The sequence below is a fragment of the Methylobacterium sp. HMF5984 genome (assembly GCF_045033435.1).
Lineage (GTDB): Bacteria > Pseudomonadota > Alphaproteobacteria > Rhizobiales > Beijerinckiaceae > Methylobacterium.
On sequence record NZ_JBJFLN010000001.1, the window covers coordinates 4,106,732 to 4,124,381 of the forward strand.

Genomic DNA, 17,650 nt, shown 5'->3' on the forward strand with positions numbered 1-17,650 from the left:
CGGGTGTCATGCCCGATGCGCCTCATCCCCGGTGCGCCTCATCGCGCCAGGGCCAGCAGCCGGTCGCAGTCGACATGCTGCTCGAGATGCGCCGCCAGGGCATCGAGCACCCGCTCGATGCCGGCCTCGTAGGAGGCGCCGTCGGATCGTGCGCCGAGGCGGGCGAGCCATGCGGCACGCTGGCGGTCGTCGGCGAACAGGCCGTGGACGTAGGTGCCGGACACCAGGCCGTCGGCGGAGACCGCACCGTCGGCGCGCCCGTCGGCGAGGCGCAGCAGCGGCCGTTCCGCGTCGGCGCCGGTGGTGTCGCCGACATGCATCTCGTAGCCGGTGAACGGCATGCCGTCGGGCAGGCTGGTGCCGGAGACGGCTTCGAGCCGCTTCAACGGCGTCATCACCGTGTCGACGGCGAGCAGCCCGAGGCCGGGCACGGTCCGCGCCTCGCCCTCGATGCCGTCCGGATCGGACAGCGTCCGCCCGAGCATCTGGTATCCGCCGCACAGGCCGAGCACCCGGCCGCCGCGGCGTAGATGCGCATGCAGGTCCACGTCCCAGCCCTGCGCCCGGACGAATTCGAGATCGTCGATCGTCGTCTTCGAGCCCGGCAGCAGCACCAGGGCGGCATCGCCCGGGATCGCCTCGCCCGGGCGGACCAGCACCACCTCCACCGCGGGCTCGGTCCGCAGCGGATCGAGGTCGTCGAAGTTGGCGATCCGCGGAAACACCGGCACCGCGATGCGCGTCGCCGCCGGGCCGGCGGACCCGACGAGGCCGAGCACGTCCTCGGCCGGCAGGCGCGCCGCCTCGGGAAAGTGCGGGATCAGGCCGAGGCTGGCCCAGCCGGTGTGGCGCGCGATCAGGTCCATGCCGTCGGAGAACAGGCTCGGGTCGCCGCGGAAGCGGTTGACCAGGAAGCCGACGATCATCGCGGCGTCGTCGGGATCGATCACCGCCTTGGTGCCGACGAGGCTGGCGATGACCCCACCGCGGTCGATGTCGCCGAGCAGCACCACCGGCGTATCCGTCGCGCGGGCGAACCCCATGTTGGCGATGTCGCCGGCGCGCAGGTTAACCTCGGATGCCGAGCCCGCACCCTCGACGAGAATCAGGTCGGCCTGCGTCCTCAGGCGGTCGAAGCTGTCGAGCACCGCCTCCAGCAGGCGCGGTTTCCACGCCTGGTAGTCGCGCGCCTTCACCGTCGCGACCATGCGGCCCTGCACCACCACCTGGGCGCCGACCTCGGTCTGGGGCTTGAGCAGCACCGGGTTCATGTGGATCGACGGCGCGACGCCGGCCGCCCGCGCCTGCAGCGCCTGCGCCCGCCCGATCTCGCCGCCATCCGCTGTGACGGCGGCGTTGTTCGACATGTTCTGCGGCTTGAACGGGCGCACCCGAAGCCCGCGTCGGGTGAAGGCGCGCGCGAGCCCGGCGACGATCAGCGACTTGCCGACGTCCGAGCCGGTGCCCTGGATCATTAGGCTTCGGGTCACGGCTGAAGGGACCATTCCATCAAAACTCGATCCCCTCCTGCGCCTTCACGCCGGCCGCGAAGTGGTGCTTCACGCTGCCCATCTCGGTGACGAGGTCGGCGGCCTCGATCAGCGCCGGCTTGGCGTTGCGGCCGGTGACGACGACGTGCAGGTCCGGGCGACGGCTTTTCAGGGTCGCCACCACCGCGTCGAGATCGAGGTAGTCGTAGCGCAGCGCGATGTTGAGCTCGTCGAGGATCAGGAGACGGAGGCTCGGGTCGGCCATCAGGTCGGTCGCCCGGTTCCAGGCGTTGAGGCAGGCGGCGATGTCGCGGGCCTTGTCCTGCGTCTCCCAGGTGAAGCCTTCGCCCATCGCGTGCCACGCGACCCGGTCGCCGAAGGTCCTCAGCGCATGCGCCTCGCCGGTGTCCCACGCGCCCTTAATGAACTGCACCACGCCGACCCTGTGGCCGCGCCCCAGCATGCGGAGCGCCAGGCCCAGCGCCGCCGTGGTCTTGCCCTTGCCGGGTCCGGTGTTGACGATGAGCAGGCCCTTCTCGATCGTCTTGGCCGCGACCTCGGCGTCCTGCACCGCCTTGCGCTTCTCCATCTTCTCGCGATGGCGTTCGGCGTCGTCGGTCATGGCGTTCCATGCGGTTTGATGACGAGCGGCAGCCCGGCGACCGTCAGGACGACGCGGTCGCACTCGGCCGCGAGGCTCTGGTGGAGGCGTCCGGCCGCATCGCGGAAGCGGCGGGCGAGCGCATTGTCGGGCACGATCCCGAGGCCGACCTCGTTCGACACGAGGACGAGCGGCCCGTGCGCTTCCCGGCAGGCACTGCGGAGCGCCGCCGTCTCGGCGTCGAGGTCGGCATCGGCAAGCAGCAGGTTCGTCAGCCACAAGGTCAGGCAATCAACCAGCACCGGCCCCGGCGCCTCGGCGATCGCGGCGGCCAAAGCGTTCGGCACGTCCCGAGTGATCCAGTCGCCGGAGCGCCGCGCTCGGTGGAGGGCGATGCGCGCGCGCATCTCGTCGTCCCAGGCCTGTGCCGTGGCGAGGTAGAGCCACGGGCCCGGCACCGCCTCGATCAACCTCTCGGCGTAGGCGCTCTTGCCCGAGCGCGCACCGCCGAGCACGAGGGTCGTCCGAGGCGCGGCCTGCTGCATGGCTGGAACCCATGCCCCAACCCCTGTGCGCCCGTCAAAGCCTCCGTTGTGCGGGGAGACCGGACAGGCTATGGCTGGACGCGACGGTGCCCCGGAGACGGGGTGAAAAGGGAATGCGGTGAGGGGAAACCCGATGCCGCGGCTGCCCCCGCAACTGTAAGCGGCCAGGGTCCCCACGGCGATCCGAGCTTCGTTGAACCGACCTGTCCGAGATGGGACTGCGTTGCGGATCGAAGCCCGGAACGCCGTGGGAGCCCTCAGCTCCTGCCTTCGGCCACCGATGTTTCGGGAAGGCGGCAGGCGCTGCGATCCGCGAGCCAGGAGACCTGCCGTCCCCCGCGCTTTCTCGAACGCCGCCGGCGGGGCGGCCGGAGATGTTGTCGACATGACCACCCAGACCCTCACCCAGACCGGCACCCGCGCGAACGAGGGCTTCGTCGCCATCGTCGCCGCCGCCATGCTCGGCCTCGGGCTCGTGTTCCTCGCCGGCTTCTCGCCGGCCTCGGCGCTGCACAACGCGGCGCACGACTTCCGGCACACGCAGAACTTCCCCTGCCATTGACCGCCTGAACCCAGGCGTTCCCATGCTCATCCGGCTCCTGTCGGCGGCGCTCGCCGCCGGCTTCCTCGCGGCCGTCCTTGTGACGGGGCTCGAGCTCGCGCTCACCTCGCCGCTGATCATCGCCGCCGAGCGCTACGAGACCCAGGCCGCTCCCGGCGCCGCCGCCTCGGCGGCCCCGCTGGCCGGGCGCCTGCCGATCGTGCTCGCCCATGCCGGGCACGACCACGACACCAAGGCCGAGCCGGAATGGCAGCCGGCCGCCGGCCTGCCGCGCATGCTGTTCACCGGGCTCGCGACCCTCGTCGGCGGCATCGGCTACGCCCTGCTCCTCGGCGCGGTGATGCTGGCCACCGGCCGCGAGCCGTCGCCCGAGCGCGGGCTCGCCTTCGCGGTCGCCGGCTTCCTCGCCGTGGCGCTTGCGCCGGCTCTGGGCCTGCCGCCCGAGCTGCCCGGCAGCGAGGCGGCCCCGCTGGCCGCCCGCCAGGTCTGGTGGGTGATGACGGCGTCGGCCACCGCGATGGGGATCTATCTCATCGCGATCCGCCGGGTGCCGATCACCATCCTCGGCGGAATCGTGCTCATCGTCGCTCCGCATCTGGCCGGTGCGCCGGAGGTGGCGGCGACGCCGTCCGAGCTTCCCGCCGGCCTCGCCGCGCAGTTCGCCGCGCGCTCGCTCGCCATCGCCTTCGTGTTCTGGGCGGTGATCGGCTTAGCCTTCGGGCGCGCCTGGCAGACCTTCGGCCCGAAGGCCGCGGCAGGCGCCCGTGGCTGACACGATCCTCTACGTCTGCACCACCTGCCGGATGGAGAGCGATGCGCCGGACGGCCCGCGCGCGGGCGCCCGCCTCTTCGACGCGTTGCGTGCGCTTCCCGCCCCCGACGGCGTGACGATCGAAGCGGTCGAGTGCCTGTCGGTCTGCAAGCGGCCCTGCACCGTCGCCGTGGCGGCGGAGGATCGCTGGACCTACGTCTACGGCGACCTCGACCCGGCGGATTCCGCACGCATCATTCTCGACGGCGTCGGCCTCTACGCCGGCACGCCCGACGGGATCGTGCCGTGGAAGCAGAGGCCGCAGGAATTCCGCAAGGGCGTCGTCGCCCGCATCCCTCCGTTTCCGCCGCGCGCGGCCTGAGCCATCGGCGAGATCCCCATGAGCATCGTCCAGAAGATCCCCTGCACCATCGTCACCGGCTTCCTCGGGGCGGGCAAGACGACGCTGGTGCGCCACGTGGTCGAGAATGCCGGCGGGCGCCGGCTCGCGATACTCGTCAACGAGTTCGGCGACATCGGCTTCGACAAGTCGTTCCTCGCCGCCTGCGGCATCGAGGGCTGCACCGAGGATTCGATCGTCGAGCTTCCCAACGGCTGCATCTGCTGCACCGTCGCGGACGACTTCATGCCGGCGATGACGGCTCTTCTCGATCGCCCGAACCCGCCCGAGCACATCCTGATCGAGACGTCCGGCCTCGCCCTGCCCAAGCCCCTGGTCCAGGCGTTCCAGTGGCCGGCGATCCGCTCGCGGGTGACCGTCGACGGCGTCGTCGCGGTCGTGGACGGGCCGGCGGTCGCGTGGGGCGCCTTCGCCGAGGACCCCGAGGCTCTGGCCAACCAGCGCGCCGCCGATACGGCGGTGGACCACGACAACCCGCTCGAGGAGGTGTTCGAGGACCAGCTCCTCTGCGCCGACCTCGTCGTGCTCAACAAGGCGGATCTTCTCGACGCCGCCGGCCTCGCGCAGGTGCGGGCCGAGGTGGAGCGCCAGCTTCCCCGCGCGGTGAAGGTGGTCGAGACAGCCCACGGCAAGATCGACCCGCGGGTGCTGCTCGGCCTCCAGGCCGCCGCCGAGGACGACCTCGACGCGCGCCCCTCGCATCACGGCGCGGGCGAGGATCACGACCACGACGACTTCGAGACCGTGGCGCTCCCGGTCCGCACGGCGATCACCGCCGCCGACCTCGCCGCCCGCGTCGAGAGGGCGGCCGAGACCGAGGGCGTCCTGCGGATCAAGGGCTTCTGCGCCGTCGAGGGCAAGCCGATGCGCCTCGTGGTGCAGGGCGTCGGCCGCCGCATCACCCATCATTTCGACCGTCCCTGGACGGCGGCCGAGCCCCGCGACGGCACGCTGGTGGTGATCGGCCTGAAGGGCTTCGACCAGGGCGCGGTCGCCGAAGCGCTCGCCGGCTAGGGGTTGTCCGCCGCACAGGCTACACTGCGCGTTTTCACGACCACCGCAGATTCCGGGATGCTGGACCGCCGACTTGAGCCGATGAGCATCGATGCGTTCTTCGCCTGGCAGGAAGCCCAAGCGGAGCGGTACGAGCTCGTCGGCGGCGTGCCGGTGCGGATGATGGCCGGGGCGCGCAACGTTCACGACGACATCGTCGTGAACATCCTCGCATGGTTGCGCACGGCCCTACGCGGAAGCGGATGCCGTCCGTTCACCGGGGACGGCAGCGTCGAAACGCTGCCCGGCCAGATCCGCCGCCCCGATATCGGGGTCGATTGCGGATCCCGCGATCCGAACGCGCTGAAGGCGGCGCAGCCGCGGCTGGTCGTCGAGGTGCTGTCGCCGAGCACGCGCGACTTCGATGCGTTCGAGAAGCTCGGCGAGTACCGCACGATGGCCGACCTGGAGCATATCCTGCTGGTGGAACCCAATGCGGCGGAACTCCGCCTCTGGACGCGTGATCCGGACCGGCATTGGGCTGAGACCCGTCTTCTCGGGCTCGACGCGACGGTCCCGCTCTTGGCGTTCGGGATCGCCATGCCCGCGGCCGAGATCTACGACGGCGTCGCGTTTCCGAGCCGGCCCCGCCTCGTCCCCGGCGAGCCGGGCGGCTCCGCAGGCTGACCATCGCATGCACCTGATCCGCATCGATACGGTGAGCCTCGACGACGGCGAGGCGGCGGTCGATCTCGGGCAACAGCCCGGCGACGTCGTGTTCCTGTCGTTTACGGATTCCGACCTGCTCGGCGTCGCCAATGCCCACGCGGCCTGCGGCCCGGGCTTCCCGTCGCTGCGCCTGGCCAAGCTGTCGCGCCTGCGCCACCCGATGTCGGTCGATCTCTACGTCGAGACCGTGGTGGCGAAGGCGAGGATCGTCGTGATCCGCTGCCTCGGCGGCCTCGACTACTGGCGCTACGGCGTCGAGCGCTGCGCCGCCGTCGCACGGGCCGCCGGCATCCCGCTGGTGATCCTGCCCGGCTGCGACCGGCCCGACCCGCGGCTCGCCGAGCTCTCGACCGCGCCCGACCTCGCGCCGGTGCTCGACGGATATTTCCGCGCCGGAGGCCCCGAGAACCTGCGCCGCATGCTCGGGCGCCTCGCGGCCGAGATCGGCGTCCCGACCACCGTCGAGCCGCCCGAGACCTTGCCGCGCGGCTTCGCATGGTGCCCGGGCTGCGGACCGCTCGGCCTCGACGCGGCGCTCTCGCTCGGCGCCTCGCCGCTCGGCCTCGGCGCGCCCGGCGCGGCTGCGCCGCACGCGCTGATCCTGGTCTATCGCTCGGCGGCTCTCGGCGGCGACGGCGCACCCGCCAACGCGCTGGCGGCCGCCCTCCGTGAGCGGGGCATCGGAACGCTGACCCTGGCGGTGGCGAGCCTCAAGGATGCGGAGGCGGTCGACGCGGTGCGCGCGGCGATCCGCGCGCGGAAACCCGACCTGATCGTCGCCGCCACCGCCTTTTCGGCGCGCGAGGATGCCGGGTTCGTCCTCGACGCGGCCGATTGCCCGGTGCTGCAGGCCTTCACCGTCGGCAGCCCGCAGGAGGCCTGGGAGGCGTCGGCACGGGGCATGAACGCGGCGGACCTCGCCATGCAGGTGGCCCTGCCGGAATTCGACGGCCGCCTCTCGAGCTTCCCGATCTCGTTCAAGCAGGAAACGGACGCGGCCGACGGCTACGCCGAGCGCCGCGCGGTGCCCTACGCGGCCGGCATCGCGGCGCTCGCCGACCGTGCCGCCGCTTGGCTGCGCCTGGCCGCGACGCCGCGCGGGCATCGCCGGATCGCCTTGGTCCTTTCCGACTACCCGTCCCGCGGCGGCCGCGCCGGCTTCGCCGTCGGCCTCGACACGCCGGAGAGCGCGCGCGCGATCGTGTCGGACCTCGCGGCGGCCGGCTACGCGGGCCCATCGCTGCCGGAGGCCGCCGCCCTGATGCAGGCGTTGACGGACGGTGCGCCGGACTTCGCGATCCCGCTGCCCGATTACGCGGATTGGCTCGCGACGCTACCGGAAGATTCGCGCGAGGCGCTGATCGAACGCTGGGGCGAACCCGAAGCCGACCCGACGTGCCGCGACGGCGCGTTCCGCTTTCGGATGGTGGATGCCGGGGGCGACACGCCCCCTCCCCCCGCAGCGGGGGAAGGGGAAGACGACGCGTCAGGCCGTATCGCGATCTTCCTCCAGCCCGACCGCGGCCGGTCGGACGACCGCAAGGCCGGGTACCACGATCCCGACGAGCCGCCGACGCACGCCTACCTCGCGTTCCATCTCGGCCTGCGCCGGCATTTCGACGCCCTGGTCCATCTCGGCACCCACGGCACCACCGAATGGCTGCCCGGCAAGGCCGTCGCGCTCGCGCCCGCATGCTGGCCCGCGCGGGCGGTCGGCGCCCTGCCCGTGGTCTATCCGTTCATCGTCGACGATCCCGGCGAGGCGGCCCCGCTGAAGCGCCGCCTCGGCGGCGTCGCCCTGGGGCACCTGACGCCGGCGATCGAGGCCGGCGGCCTCGAGCCGGAGGCGGCGCGCCTGCGCGAGCTCGTCGAGGAGTACAGTGCCGCGAGCGTCCTCGACCCGCGCCGCGCGACGCTGATCGCGCGCGCCATCCTCGACGATGCCGAGGCGGCGGGGCTGCTGGCGGGCGCCGGAATCGACGCCGACACGCCGATGACGGACGCGCTCGCGGCGCTCGATGCGCACCTGTGCGACCTCGGCGAGACCGCGTTCCGCGACGGGCTCCATGTCTTCGGCCGCGCACCGGACGGCGCGCCGGACGCGGTCGTCGCGAGCGCGCAGGCCGAACGGGCGGGGCTGCTCGCCGCCCTCGACGGCCGATTCGTGCCGCCGGGCCCATCCGGATCGCCCTCGCGCGGGCGCACCGACGTGATGCCGACCGGCCGCAACCTGACGACGCTCGATCCGCGTTCGCTGCCGACCCGCGCGGCGACGCTGCTCGGCGAGAAGGCCGCGGCCGCCATCGTCCTGCGCCACCTCCAGGACGAGGGCGAGTATCCCGCCCGGATCGTCATGGACCTGTGGGCCTCGCCGACGCTGCGCACCGGCGGCGAGGACGTGGCGCATGCCCTCGCTCTCATGGGCGTCCGCCCGACCTGGGACCACGCGACCACCCGCGTCACCGGCTTCGAGGTGCTGCCGCTCGCCCTGCTCGACCGGCCGCGCATCGACGTGACCTGCCGCGTCTCGGGCGCGTTCCGCGACACCTTCCCGGACACCCTCGCCCTCCTCGACCGCGCCGCACGGGCCGTGGCGCAGCGCGAGGAGGAGGACGACGAGAACCCCCTTGCCGCAGCCCGCCGCCGTGGCGAGGGCCAGGCTCGCATCTTCGGCGCCGCCCCCGGCCGCTATGGCGCCGGCGCCGCCGAGACGGCGCTCGACGGCGCATGGGCCGAGCGCGGCGATCTCGGGCGCGCCTATCTCGCGGCGAGCACCCATGCCTACGGCGACGCGGAGGGTGCGGATGCCGGCTTCGCCCAGCGGGTGGCGCAGGCCGACGCCTATCTCCACGCCTTCGACGTGGCCGAACGGGACCTGTTCGACGGCGATGCCGCCGCCGATGCGATGGGCGGGTTCGCCGCCGCGGCCGCCTTGGGGGGCGGCACGCCGACCCTCTACAGCCTCGATGCCGCGAGGCCGGAGACGCCGAAGGTGCGCACCGCCCGCGAGGACGCCGCCCGCCTCGTCCGCGCCCGGCTCGCGAACCCGCGCTGGATCGCCGGACAGCTGCGGCACGGCTATCGCGGCGCCCAGGAACTCGCTCAAGGGCTTGATGCGGTGTTCGTGCTGGCCGCGACCACCGACGCGGTGACCGATGCCGACTTCGACCGGCTCTACGGCGCCTGGATCGCCGATGCCGAGACCTTCGACGCGTTGCGCACCGCGAATCCCGCGGCGACGCGGGCGATCCTGGAGCGGTTCGACGAGGCCCGCGCCCGCGGTCTCTGGACCAGCCGGCGCAATGCGATGCCGGCCGACGAATTGATGCCGCAGGCGGCGGAATGAGCGCGCCGCGTCGCGTCCTGCCGGATGCCGCGAACCGCCGCGGTTGGTGCCCCAGCCTCACGCGGCCGATGCCGACCGGGGACGGCCTGCTCGCCCGCATCCACCCGCCCCTCGGCATCCTGACGCGCGCGCAGATCCGTGCCGTGGCGGCGGCATCCCGTGCTTTCGGCAACGGCCACGTCGACGTCACGGCGCGCGCCAACCTACAGCTGCGCGGTGTCACCGAGGCGACCCGGCCGGCCCTCGTCGCGGCGCTGGGCGGGGCGGGCCTCGGCGACATGCGTGCCGACGGCGGCCCGCAGCGCCTCACCCTCACCAGCCCGCTCGCCGGCCTGACCGCGGAGGCCGTGGATGTCAGGGCCATGGCATCCGCGATCGAGGCGCACGGCCTCGCGATCGCCGGGCTTCCGCCGAAGACCCTGGTGCTGATCGAGGGCGGCGGCACCGACCTCTCGGGAATCGCGGCCGACATCCATGTGCGCGCGACCGGGCCGGGGATCGCGGCCGTCGGCCTCGCGGACGAAGCGGGCGTGACGTGGATCGCGACGTGCGACGAGGCGCGAACCGTCGAGGCGGTCGCGGGGCTGCTCCGGGCGTTCGCCACCAGCGGCCGACGCCGCATCCGCGACCTTGCCGATACGGAACGAGCGAGCCTCGTGCGGGCCTTGCCCGCCATCCTCGCCGACGAGCCCCCTCCCCCCTCCGTGGGGGAAAGTGGCCCACCCTCCCCCGCAGAGGGGGGCGGGAAACCCGCTTTGTCCGACCGAGCATCTTCGTGCCTTGAGATCGCGGCACCCTTCGGCCGCTGCACGGCGGCGATGCTGGATCGGCTGGCGGAGGTCGCGGACGGGCTCGGCATCGACGAGGTCCGCGTCTCGCCGACGCGCGGCTTCGTGCTGCCGATGCGTGGCGTGCCGTCACATCGCCGCGGCGAGGCCCTTGCCGACCTCGCCGCCGCCGGCTTCGTCACCGCACCGGACGATCCGCGCCGGGCGGTGGCGACCTGCCCCGGCGCGCCGGCCTGCGCCTCGGGCTCGACGCCGACGGGCGCGGATGCCGCACGGCTCGCCGAGGCGTTCCGGCCGTTCGCCGCGAGCGGGATGACCGCGCACGTCTCCGGCTGCACCAAGGGCTGCGCCCATCCGGCCCGCGCCGACCTGACGCTGGTCGCCCGCAACGGACGCTACGGCGTCGTCCTCGACGGCTCGCCCGGCGATGCGCCGGCTCTGGAACTGACTTTCGACGCGGCGCTGGAGCGCGTATGGAGGGCGAAATCCGGTACGCTGGCACAGGCGTTCGGCCCCTCCCCCTCCCCTCGGCAAGCCTTCGCCGAGCCAGCCATCGGGACCACGATATGAGCGCCCGCCACGAATACCTGCGCGACGGCGGCGCGATCTACGCCCGGTCCTTCGCGATGATCCGTGCCGAGGCCGACCTCGCGCGCTGGTCCGGTGCGGCCGAGCGCGTGGTCGTGCGGATGATCCACGCCTGCGGCATGACCGACCTGCCGGCCGACGTGGAGATGTCCGAGACTTTCGCCCAGGCCGGCGAGGCGGCTCTGCGCGCCGGCGCGCCGATCCTGTGCGACGTGCGGATGGTCGCCGACGGCTGCACCCGCGCCCGGCTCCCGGCCGAGAACCGCGTGATCTGCACGCTGACCGACCCGCGCGTGCCGGCGATGGCGGCCGAGATGGGCACCACGCGCTCGGCCGCCGCGATGGAGCTGTGGCGCGAGCACCTGCCCGGCAGCGTCGTGGCGGTGGGCAACGCGCCGACCTCGCTGTTCCGCCTGCTCGAATTGCTCGACGAGGGCGTCGCGCCGCCGGCGGCGGTGATCGGCATCCCGGTCGGCTTCATCGGCGCGGCCGAATCGAAGGAGGCGCTCGCGCGCGACGGGCGCGTGCCGTTCGTCGTCGTGCACGGGCGGCGCGGCGGCAGCGCCATGGCCGCGGCGGCCGTCAACGCGCTCGCCAACGAGATCGAGTGATGGACTCGGCCGAGAACCGCTTCGCGGAGGAGCCTGCCGAGCAGCCGGACAGGCCGATCGCGGTCGTCACCGGCACGCTGTTCGGCGTCGGCATGGGGCCGGGCGACCCGGACTACCTCACCGTTCGCGCGATGCGGGTGCTCGAGCGCGCGCCGGTGCTGGTCCACTTCTGCAAGAAGGGCCGGCGCGGCAACGCCCGCACCATCGCCGATGCCGTGCTCCCGCCGGACGCGACCCGCGAGTTCCCGCTGGCCTACCCCTACACCACAGAGCTCCACCCCGATCACCCGGACTACGTCGCGGCACTGGCCGCCTTCTACGACGACGCGGCCGGGCAGCTCGCCGACCACCTCGGCGCCGGTCGCGACGTGGCGATCCTGTCGGAAGGTGACCCGTTTTTCTACGGCTCGTTCATGCATCTGTGGCGGCGGCTCAAGGACCGCTTCCCGGTCGAGGTCGTGCCCGGCGTCACCGGCATGTCCGGCTGCTGGACCAAGGCCGGGACGCCGATCACCTGGGGCGACGACGTGCTCACGATCCTGCCCGCGACGCTGCCGGCCGCCGACCTCGCAGCCCGCCTCGCCACGACCGACGCCGCCGTGATCATGAAGCTCGGCCGGCACCTGCCGAAGGTCCGCGCCGCCCTGCACGAGGCCGGCCTTCTGGCACGTGCGGTCTACGTCGAGCGCGGGACCATGGCCGGCGAGCACGTCGTGCCGCTGGCCGACAAGCCGGACGACGCAGCCCCGTACTTCTCGATGGTGCTGGTGCCGGGCGAAGGCCGCCGGCCGTGAGCGGAAGCCTCGCGGTCATCGGCCTCGGGCCGGGCGATGCCGGGTTGCTCACCGCCTCGGCGCAGGCCGCGCTCGATGCGGCCGAGGACCTGATCGGCTACATTCCCTACGTCTCGCGCGTGCCGGATCGGCCCGGCCTGACGCGGCACGCCAGCGACAACCGCGTCGAGGTCGACCGCGCCCGCCATGCGCTGGAGCTCGCAGTCTCCGGCCGGCGGGTGGCCGTGGTCTCTGGCGGCGATCCCGGCGTGTTCGCGATGGCGGCGGCGGTCTTCGAGGCGGTGGAGCACGGCGATCCGGCCTGGCGCCACCTCGCGATCACCGTCGAGCCGGGCATCACCGCGATGCTGGCGGCCGCCGCGCGCCTCGGCGCGCCGCTCGGCGGCGATTTCTGCGCGCTCTCGCTCTCGGACAATCTCAAACCGTGGGAGGTGATCACGGCGCGGCTCGACGCGGTGCTGCGCGCCGACTTCGTGGTCTCGCTCTACAACCCGATCTCGTCGGCGCGGCCCTGGCAGCTCGGCAAGGCCCTCGGGATCGCCGCCGAGATCCGCAACCCCGACACGCCGGTGATCTTCGCCCGGGCCGTCACCCGGCCCGACGAGGCGATCCGCGTGATGACGCTGGCCGAGGCCCGCGACGCGACCGCCGACATGGCGACGATGGTCATCATCGGTGCCTCGACCACCCGGCTGATCGAGCGCGGGCCGGGCGAGCGGCCGTTCGTCTACACGCCGCGCAGCGTCGCATGATCGCGGCCCGCGCCGACGAGCCGCTCGACGGCCGCGGCGGCATCGGCGACCGCGTCGACCATCGGCTTCCACGGCTGGCGGACGATCACCACCGGCAAGCCGAGTGTCCGCGCAGCGGCGATCTTTCCGTAGGTCGCCGCCCCCCCGGCATTCTTCGTGACGAGCACGTCGACCGACGCGTCGCGCATCAGCACGATCTCGGCGGCGGCGTCGAACGGTCCGCGCGCGCGGATCGCCGTGAGGCGCGGGACCGGCAGCGCATCCCCGAGCGGCTCGATCGTGCGCACGACGTAGTCGTGCTGCGGCGCGGCCGCGAAGGCCGCGACTTCCATGCGGCCGACCGTGAGGAAGACGCGGCGCGGAACGTCCCCCAGCGCCGCGACGCAACCGGCCACGGTGTCGACCTCGGTCCAGGCGTCTCCAGGCTTCCGCGTCCAGGCCGGGCGGCGGATCGCCAGGAGCGGGACGCCGGCAGCTTCCGCGGCCCCATAAGCGTTCCTACCGATGCGTGCGGCGAAGGGGTGGGTGGCATCGACAAGCCGGTCGATCGCCTGCTCGCGCAGGTAGCAAGCCAAGCCCTCCGGGCCGCCGAATCCGCCGATGCGGGTTGGAACCACGTCGACGACCGGCGCCGCGGTGCGCCCGGCCAGCGACAACGTGACGGAGAGGCCGGAATGGGGGAGAAGGCCGCGGACGAGGGCGCTGGCCTCCGTCGTGCCCCCGAGGATGAGGATCCGCATGGCCGCCTTGTCCGATAGGCCCGAACCGGTGTCGAGGCCCGATCCCTGGCTCGCGATCGTCGGCATCGGCGAGGACGGCCGCGACGGGCTCTCCCCCGCCGCCGGCGCGGCGCTCGACGGCGCCCGCGTGGTCTATGGCGGCCGTCGTCACCTCGCGCTCGCCGGCCCGCTCGACGCGGAGCTGCGCATCTGGCCGAGCCCGATCTCCGACGCCTACCCTGAAATCCTGGCGCGGCGCGGGACGCCGACCTGCCTGCTCGCGACCGGCGACCCGTTCCACTACGGCATCGGCGCCGAGATCGCCCGGATCGTGCCGGCCGCCGAGATTCGGGCGTTTCCGCAGCCCTCGGCCTTCAGCCTCGCCTGCGCCCGCCTCGGCTGGCCGCTCGCCGAGTGCGCCTGCCTGACGCTGCACGGGCGGGCGCTCGCGCAGATCGTCCGCCACCTGCAGCCGAACGCCCGCCTGCTGGTGCTGTCCTGGGACGGCACGACGCCGGCGGCGGTCGCCGCGCTGATGACCGAGCGCGGTTTCGGCGCATCGCCGATCACCGTATGCGAGGCGATGGACGGCCCGCGCGAGACCGTTCGGACCCGATGCGCGCGCGATTTCGACCTCGGCGACGTCGACGCCCTGAACACCCTGGCGATCGAGGTGGTGGGCGAGCCCGGCTGCCGGCCGGTCGGCCTCGCCCCGGGGCTCGACGATGCGTGGTTCGAGAACGACGGCCAGCTGACCAAGGCCGAGATCCGCGCGGTGACGCTGGCGGCGCTCCGCCCGCTCGCCGGCCAGCTGCTGTGGGACGTCGGCGCCGGCGCCGGCTCGATCGGCATCGAGTGGATGCTGCGCCATCCCGCGATGCGGGCGACCGCGATCGAAGCCCATCCCTCTCGCGTCGAGCGGATCGCCCGCAACGCGCAGACCCTCGGCGCCCCCGGGCTGACCATCGTCCACGGGGTGGCGCCGGATGCGCTGACCGGGTTGCCGGCGCCGGATGCGATCTTCATCGGCGGCGGCGTCTCCGCGCCGGGCGTTCTGCCGGCGGCGCTCGGCGGCCTGCGGTCGGGCGGCCGGATCGTCGCCAACGCGGTGACGCTGGAGGCCGAGGCAGTGCTGCTCGCCGCCTTCTCGACCCGGGGCGGAACGCTGCGGCGCCTGTCGATCGCCCGCGCCGATCCGGTCGGCGGGCTGCACGGCTGGCGTGCGGCGATGCCGGTGACGCAATGGGCCTGGACCAAGCCGTGACCGGGACCCGCCTCGTCGCCGGCATCGGCTTCCGCCACGGCGTGCCCCCCGACGCGATCGTCGCGCTGATCCGGCGGGCGATCGCGCAGGCGGCGTGCGAGGGGGCGCTCGTCGCGATCGCCACCGCCGCCGACCGAGCCGATGAGCCGGCGATCCGGGACGCCGCCGGCGCGTTCGGCCTGACGCCCGTCGCCGTCGATGCCGAAGCGCTTCGCACGGTCGACCCGCGCGTGCCGACGCGCTCGGCCCGGATCGAGCGATCGCGCGGCGTCGGCTCGCTCGCCGAGGCGGCGGCGCTCGCCGTCGCCGGCGAAACCGGACGCCTGATCCTCGTCCGCATCGACGACGGACGCGCCACCTGCGCGCTCGCGGCGCTGGGCCTAGCGAGCGACGAGGCGATGCGCGAGGCCGATGAGGCCCGCGCCCTCTACCGTCCCCCCTCTGCGGGGGTAGGGAAGGAAGCGGGCGCCGTTAGCCGATCGAAGACTCCCATATCCCACCGCGCCCGAGCGGCGCAGATCGTGACCGCATGACCGTCCATTTCATCGGCGCCGGGCCGGGCGCTCCCGACCTCATCACCGTGCGCGGGCGCGACCGGATCGCGGCCTGTCCGGTCTGCCTCTATGCCGGCTCCCTGGTCGCGCCGGATATCCTCGGCTGGTGCCCCCCGGGCGCGCGGATCGTCGACACCGCGCCGCTCGACCTCGACGCGATCGTCGCGGAGATCGAGGCGGCGCATGCCCGCGGCGAGGACGTGGCCCGGCTGCATTCCGGCGACCTGTCGATCTGGAGCGCGCTCGCCGAGCAGATGCGGCGGCTCGACCGGATCGGGATCGCCTACACCGTCACGCCGGGCGTCCCGGCCTTCTCCGCGGCGGCGGCCCTGCTGAAGCGCGAGCTGACCGTGCCGGGCGTGGCGCAGTCGGTCGTCCTCACCCGCACCTCCGGGCGGGCGAGCGCGATGCCGGAGCGCGAGACGCTGGCCGGCTTCGCCGCCACCGGCGCGACGCTGGCGCTGCACCTCTCGATCCACATCCTGGACAAGGTCGTCGCCGAGCTCGTGCCGTTCTACGGCGCGCCCTGCCCGGCCGCCGTGGTGTTCCGCGCCTCCTGGCCGGACGAGCGGGTGATCACCGGAACGCTGGCGACGATCGCGGGGCAGGTCGCCGGATCCGGGATCGAGCGCACGGCGCTGATCCTGGTCGGGCCGGCGCTCGGCGCCGAGGATTTTCGCGAGAGCGCGCTCTACGCGGCCGACTACGACCGCCGGTTCCGGCCCGGCGGGGCGGTCGGCAGCACGGGCATCGACAACGAGGACGCGAACGCATGAGCGTTCCCGGCATCCTCGTCGCCGCGCCGCGGTCGAGTTCCGGCAAGACCACGGTGACGCTCGCGCTCATGCGCGCGCTCGCCCGTCGCGGCTTGCGCGTCCGCGGGGTCAAGTGCGGGCCCGATTACATCGACCCGGCCTTCCACGAGGCGGCGACCGGCTTTCCGAGCGTCAACCTCGACAGCTTCGCGATGGGCCCTGCCCTCCTCGACGCGGTCGCCGGGTTCGCCGTGCGGGACGCCGACATCGTCGTGGCGGAAGGATCGATGGGCCTGTTCGACGGCATTCGCGCCGGCGAGGGCCGCACCGGCGCGAATGCCGACATCGCCGCCCGCTACGGCTGGCCCGTGCTGCTGGTGCTCGACGTGTCGGGGGCGGCGCAGTCCGCGGCGGCGATCGCACTCGGCTGCTCGCTCTACGATGCGCGCGTCAGAATCGCGGGCGTGGTGCTGAACAAGGTCGCCAGCGCCCGCCATCGCCGCCTCGTCGAAGCCGGGCTCGCCCGCGTCGGGATCCCGGTCCTCGGCGCGCTGATGCGGGATGCGTCGCTGGTCCTGCCGGAGCGCCATCTCGGCCTCGTGCAGGCGCGGGAGACCTCCGACCTCGACGCCCGTCTGGACCGCCTCGGCGACCTCGCCGTCGAAGGTCTCGATTGCGATGCGATCCTGGCTGCGGCCGGCGGCGCGGTTCCCGCCGGCGCGGGCGCCCTCCCCCGCCCGCCGGGGCAGCGCATCGCGGTGGCGGCCGATGCCGCGTTCAGCTTCCTCTATCCGCACCAGGCGGCAGGCTGGCGGGCGGCGGGCGCGGAGATCGTATCGTTCTCGCCGCTCGCCGACGAGGCACCGAGCCAGGGGTGCGACGTGTGCTGGCTGCCCGGCGGCTATCCCGAGCTCCATGCCGGCCGGATCGCCGCGGCGACGACCTTCCTCGGCGGCCTGCGCAGCTTTGCCGAGACACGGCCGGTGCACGGCGAGTGCGGCGGCTACATGGTTCTGGGCGAGAGCCTCGAGGATGCGGCCGGCATGCAGCATCCGATGGCCGGGCTTTTGCCGGTCGCGACCTCGTACAAGTCGCGCAAGTTGCATCTCGGGTATCGCGTCGCACACCCCATCGCCGATGGGCTTCTGGGGCGGGCGGGGCTGCGCCTTGTCGGCCACGAGTTCCACTACGCGAGCGAGTCGACCCCGCCGCCCTCCGAGGACGAAGCGTTCTGTCGGGTCGCCGACGCGGAAGGGACGGATCTCGGGTTTGCCGGGCATCGGCGCGGCCGCGTCACCGGCACGTTCTTCCACCTGATCGCGCTCGACGACTGACGGACGACGACGGTGGGCCGGCAGCGCTCAGCGATCGGAGACGAGCGCCGCCC

The 17,650-nt window shown here is 73.5% G+C and carries 18 protein-coding genes and 1 riboswitch; of the genes, 14 read left to right on the forward strand and 4 right to left on the reverse strand.

Annotated features, from left to right (window positions below):
• Window positions 1–38: 38 nt before the first annotated feature.
• From ACFZ8E_RS19925 to cobU, 3 genes are read right to left on the reverse strand one after another with little or no spacing between them, the layout of a single operon-like run.
• Entirely contained in the window at window positions 39–1,475 is a 1,437-nt protein-coding gene (locus tag ACFZ8E_RS19925; RefSeq protein WP_243936869.1) for a cobyric acid synthase, read from the reverse strand.
• Window positions 1,476–1,509: 34 nt separating this feature from the next.
• Window positions 1,510–2,112: a cob(I)yrinic acid a,c-diamide adenosyltransferase gene (gene cobO / locus ACFZ8E_RS19930; RefSeq protein WP_147728672.1), complete on the reverse strand. Its 603-nt coding sequence runs from the start codon at window positions 2,110–2,112 to the stop codon at window positions 1,510–1,512.
• A complete protein-coding gene (gene cobU, locus ACFZ8E_RS19935) occupies window positions 2,109–2,636 on the reverse strand; it encodes a bifunctional adenosylcobinamide kinase/adenosylcobinamide-phosphate guanylyltransferase (RefSeq protein WP_405043620.1) in 528 nt (175 codons plus the stop codon). The genes cobO and cobU overlap by 4 nt, the downstream gene beginning before the upstream one ends.
• A 67-nt stretch (window positions 2,637–2,703) precedes the next feature.
• Window positions 2,704–2,985, forward strand: a riboswitch (cobalamin riboswitch).
• A 36-nt stretch (window positions 2,986–3,021) separates the two neighbouring features.
• On the opposite strand from cobU, the gene ACFZ8E_RS19940 reads away from it, so the two are divergent.
• The 10 genes from ACFZ8E_RS19940 to cobJ are packed head-to-tail and all read left to right on the forward strand — an operon-like array spanning window position 3,022 to window position 12,971.
• Window positions 3,022–3,198: a CbtB-domain containing protein gene (locus ACFZ8E_RS19940; protein WP_147728670.1), complete on the forward strand. Its 177-nt coding sequence runs from the start codon at window positions 3,022–3,024 to the stop codon at window positions 3,196–3,198.
• A 22-nt stretch (window positions 3,199–3,220) separates the two neighbouring features.
• Window positions 3,221–3,970 carry a CbtA family protein gene (locus tag ACFZ8E_RS19945; RefSeq protein WP_243931939.1) on the forward strand — a complete coding sequence of 250 codons (750 nt, stop codon included), beginning with the start codon at window positions 3,221–3,223 and terminating at the stop codon, window positions 3,968–3,970.
• Window positions 3,963–4,331 carry a DUF1636 domain-containing protein gene (locus tag ACFZ8E_RS19950; protein WP_147844509.1) on the forward strand — a complete coding sequence of 123 codons (369 nt, stop codon included), beginning with the start codon at window positions 3,963–3,965 and terminating at the stop codon, window positions 4,329–4,331. The genes ACFZ8E_RS19945 and ACFZ8E_RS19950 overlap by 8 nt, the downstream gene beginning before the upstream one ends.
• 18 nt (window positions 4,332–4,349) lie before the next feature.
• On the forward strand, window positions 4,350–5,384 hold the full coding sequence (gene cobW / locus ACFZ8E_RS19955) for a cobalamin biosynthesis protein CobW (RefSeq protein ID WP_405043621.1): 1,035 nt from the start codon (window positions 4,350–4,352) through the stop codon (window positions 5,382–5,384).
• A 3-nt stretch (window positions 5,385–5,387) separates the two neighbouring features.
• Window positions 5,388–6,050: a Uma2 family endonuclease gene (locus ACFZ8E_RS19960; protein ID WP_405043622.1), complete on the forward strand. Its 663-nt coding sequence runs from the start codon at window positions 5,388–5,390 to the stop codon at window positions 6,048–6,050.
• Window positions 6,051–6,057: 7 nt separating this feature from the next.
• A complete protein-coding gene (gene cobN / locus ACFZ8E_RS19965; protein WP_405043623.1) occupies window positions 6,058–9,438 on the forward strand; it encodes a cobaltochelatase subunit CobN in 3,381 nt (1,126 codons plus the stop codon).
• Window positions 9,435–10,796, forward strand: a complete 1,362-nt coding sequence (gene cobG, locus ACFZ8E_RS19970; protein WP_405043624.1) for a precorrin-3B synthase — start codon at window positions 9,435–9,437, stop codon at window positions 10,794–10,796. The genes cobN and cobG overlap by 4 nt, the downstream gene beginning before the upstream one ends.
• On the forward strand, window positions 10,793–11,425 hold the full coding sequence (locus ACFZ8E_RS19975; RefSeq protein WP_243931934.1) for a precorrin-8X methylmutase: 633 nt from the start codon (window positions 10,793–10,795) through the stop codon (window positions 11,423–11,425). Before cobG ends, ACFZ8E_RS19975 begins: the two co-directional genes overlap by 4 nt.
• On the forward strand, window positions 11,425–12,219 hold the full coding sequence (locus ACFZ8E_RS19980; RefSeq protein ID WP_147728991.1) for a precorrin-2 C(20)-methyltransferase: 795 nt from the start codon (window positions 11,425–11,427) through the stop codon (window positions 12,217–12,219). The genes ACFZ8E_RS19975 and ACFZ8E_RS19980 overlap by 1 nt, the downstream gene beginning before the upstream one ends.
• Window positions 12,216–12,971 carry a precorrin-3B C(17)-methyltransferase gene (cobJ, locus tag ACFZ8E_RS19985; RefSeq protein ID WP_243949082.1) on the forward strand — a complete coding sequence of 252 codons (756 nt, stop codon included), beginning with the start codon at window positions 12,216–12,218 and terminating at the stop codon, window positions 12,969–12,971. Before ACFZ8E_RS19980 ends, cobJ begins: the two co-directional genes overlap by 4 nt.
• Here cobJ and ACFZ8E_RS19990 read toward each other — a convergent pair.
• Window positions 12,947–13,711, reverse strand: coding sequence for a cobalt-precorrin-6A reductase (locus ACFZ8E_RS19990; RefSeq protein WP_147728989.1), 765 nt, complete (start codon window positions 13,709–13,711; stop codon window positions 12,947–12,949). The two genes, cobJ and ACFZ8E_RS19990, sit on opposite strands and share 25 nt — an antisense overlap.
• Between ACFZ8E_RS19990 and cbiE the strand changes: the two genes are divergently transcribed.
• From cbiE to ACFZ8E_RS20010, 4 genes are read left to right on the forward strand one after another with little or no spacing between them, the layout of a single operon-like run.
• On the forward strand, window positions 13,710–14,954 hold the full coding sequence (gene cbiE, locus ACFZ8E_RS19995) for a precorrin-6y C5,15-methyltransferase (decarboxylating) subunit CbiE (RefSeq protein ID WP_405043626.1): 1,245 nt from the start codon (window positions 13,710–13,712) through the stop codon (window positions 14,952–14,954). The two genes, ACFZ8E_RS19990 and cbiE, sit on opposite strands and share 2 nt — an antisense overlap.
• Window positions 14,951–15,487 carry a cobalamin biosynthesis protein gene (locus ACFZ8E_RS20000; protein WP_405043627.1) on the forward strand — a complete coding sequence of 179 codons (537 nt, stop codon included), beginning with the start codon at window positions 14,951–14,953 and terminating at the stop codon, window positions 15,485–15,487. The genes cbiE and ACFZ8E_RS20000 overlap by 4 nt, the downstream gene beginning before the upstream one ends.
• Complete coding sequence (gene cobM, locus ACFZ8E_RS20005) at window positions 15,484–16,284, forward strand: precorrin-4 C(11)-methyltransferase (protein ID WP_244032991.1); 801 nt, start codon at window positions 15,484–15,486, stop codon at window positions 16,282–16,284. The genes ACFZ8E_RS20000 and cobM overlap by 4 nt, the downstream gene beginning before the upstream one ends.
• Window positions 16,281–17,597, forward strand: coding sequence for a cobyrinate a,c-diamide synthase (locus ACFZ8E_RS20010; protein WP_244032990.1), 1,317 nt, complete (start codon window positions 16,281–16,283; stop codon window positions 17,595–17,597). The genes cobM and ACFZ8E_RS20010 overlap by 4 nt, the downstream gene beginning before the upstream one ends.
• Window positions 17,598–17,650 lie beyond the last annotated feature (53 nt).

Coding starts and splice junctions, on each gene's coding strand:
- cobN (WP_405043623.1), top strand. CDS start 6,058: ATGCACCTGATCCGCATCGATACGGTGAGCCTCGACGACGGCGAGGCG.
- cobM (WP_244032991.1), top strand. CDS start 15,484: ATGACCGTCCATTTCATCGGCGCCGGGCCGGGCGCTCCCGACCTCATC.
- cbiE (WP_405043626.1), top strand. CDS start 13,710: ATGGCCGCCTTGTCCGATAGGCCCGAACCGGTGTCGAGGCCCGATCCC.
- ACFZ8E_RS19980 (WP_147728991.1), top strand. CDS start 11,425: ATGGACTCGGCCGAGAACCGCTTCGCGGAGGAGCCTGCCGAGCAGCCG.
- ACFZ8E_RS19945 (WP_243931939.1), top strand. CDS start 3,221: ATGCTCATCCGGCTCCTGTCGGCGGCGCTCGCCGCCGGCTTCCTCGCG.
- cobW (WP_405043621.1), top strand. CDS start 4,350: ATGAGCATCGTCCAGAAGATCCCCTGCACCATCGTCACCGGCTTCCTC.
- ACFZ8E_RS19925 (WP_243936869.1), bottom strand. CDS start 1,475: ATGATCCAGGGCACCGGCTCGGACGTCGGCAAGTCGCTGATCGTCGCC.
- ACFZ8E_RS19975 (WP_243931934.1), top strand. CDS start 10,793: ATGAGCGCCCGCCACGAATACCTGCGCGACGGCGGCGCGATCTACGCC.
- cobU (WP_405043620.1), bottom strand. CDS start 2,636: ATGCAGCAGGCCGCGCCTCGGACGACCCTCGTGCTCGGCGGTGCGCGC.
- cobO (WP_147728672.1), bottom strand. CDS start 2,112: ATGACCGACGACGCCGAACGCCATCGCGAGAAGATGGAGAAGCGCAAG.
- ACFZ8E_RS19990 (WP_147728989.1), bottom strand. CDS start 13,711: ATGCGGATCCTCATCCTCGGGGGCACGACGGAGGCCAGCGCCCTCGTC.
- cobG (WP_405043624.1), top strand. CDS start 9,435: ATGAGCGCGCCGCGTCGCGTCCTGCCGGATGCCGCGAACCGCCGCGGT.
- ACFZ8E_RS19940 (WP_147728670.1), top strand. CDS start 3,022: ATGACCACCCAGACCCTCACCCAGACCGGCACCCGCGCGAACGAGGGC.
- ACFZ8E_RS20010 (WP_244032990.1), top strand. CDS start 16,281: ATGAGCGTTCCCGGCATCCTCGTCGCCGCGCCGCGGTCGAGTTCCGGC.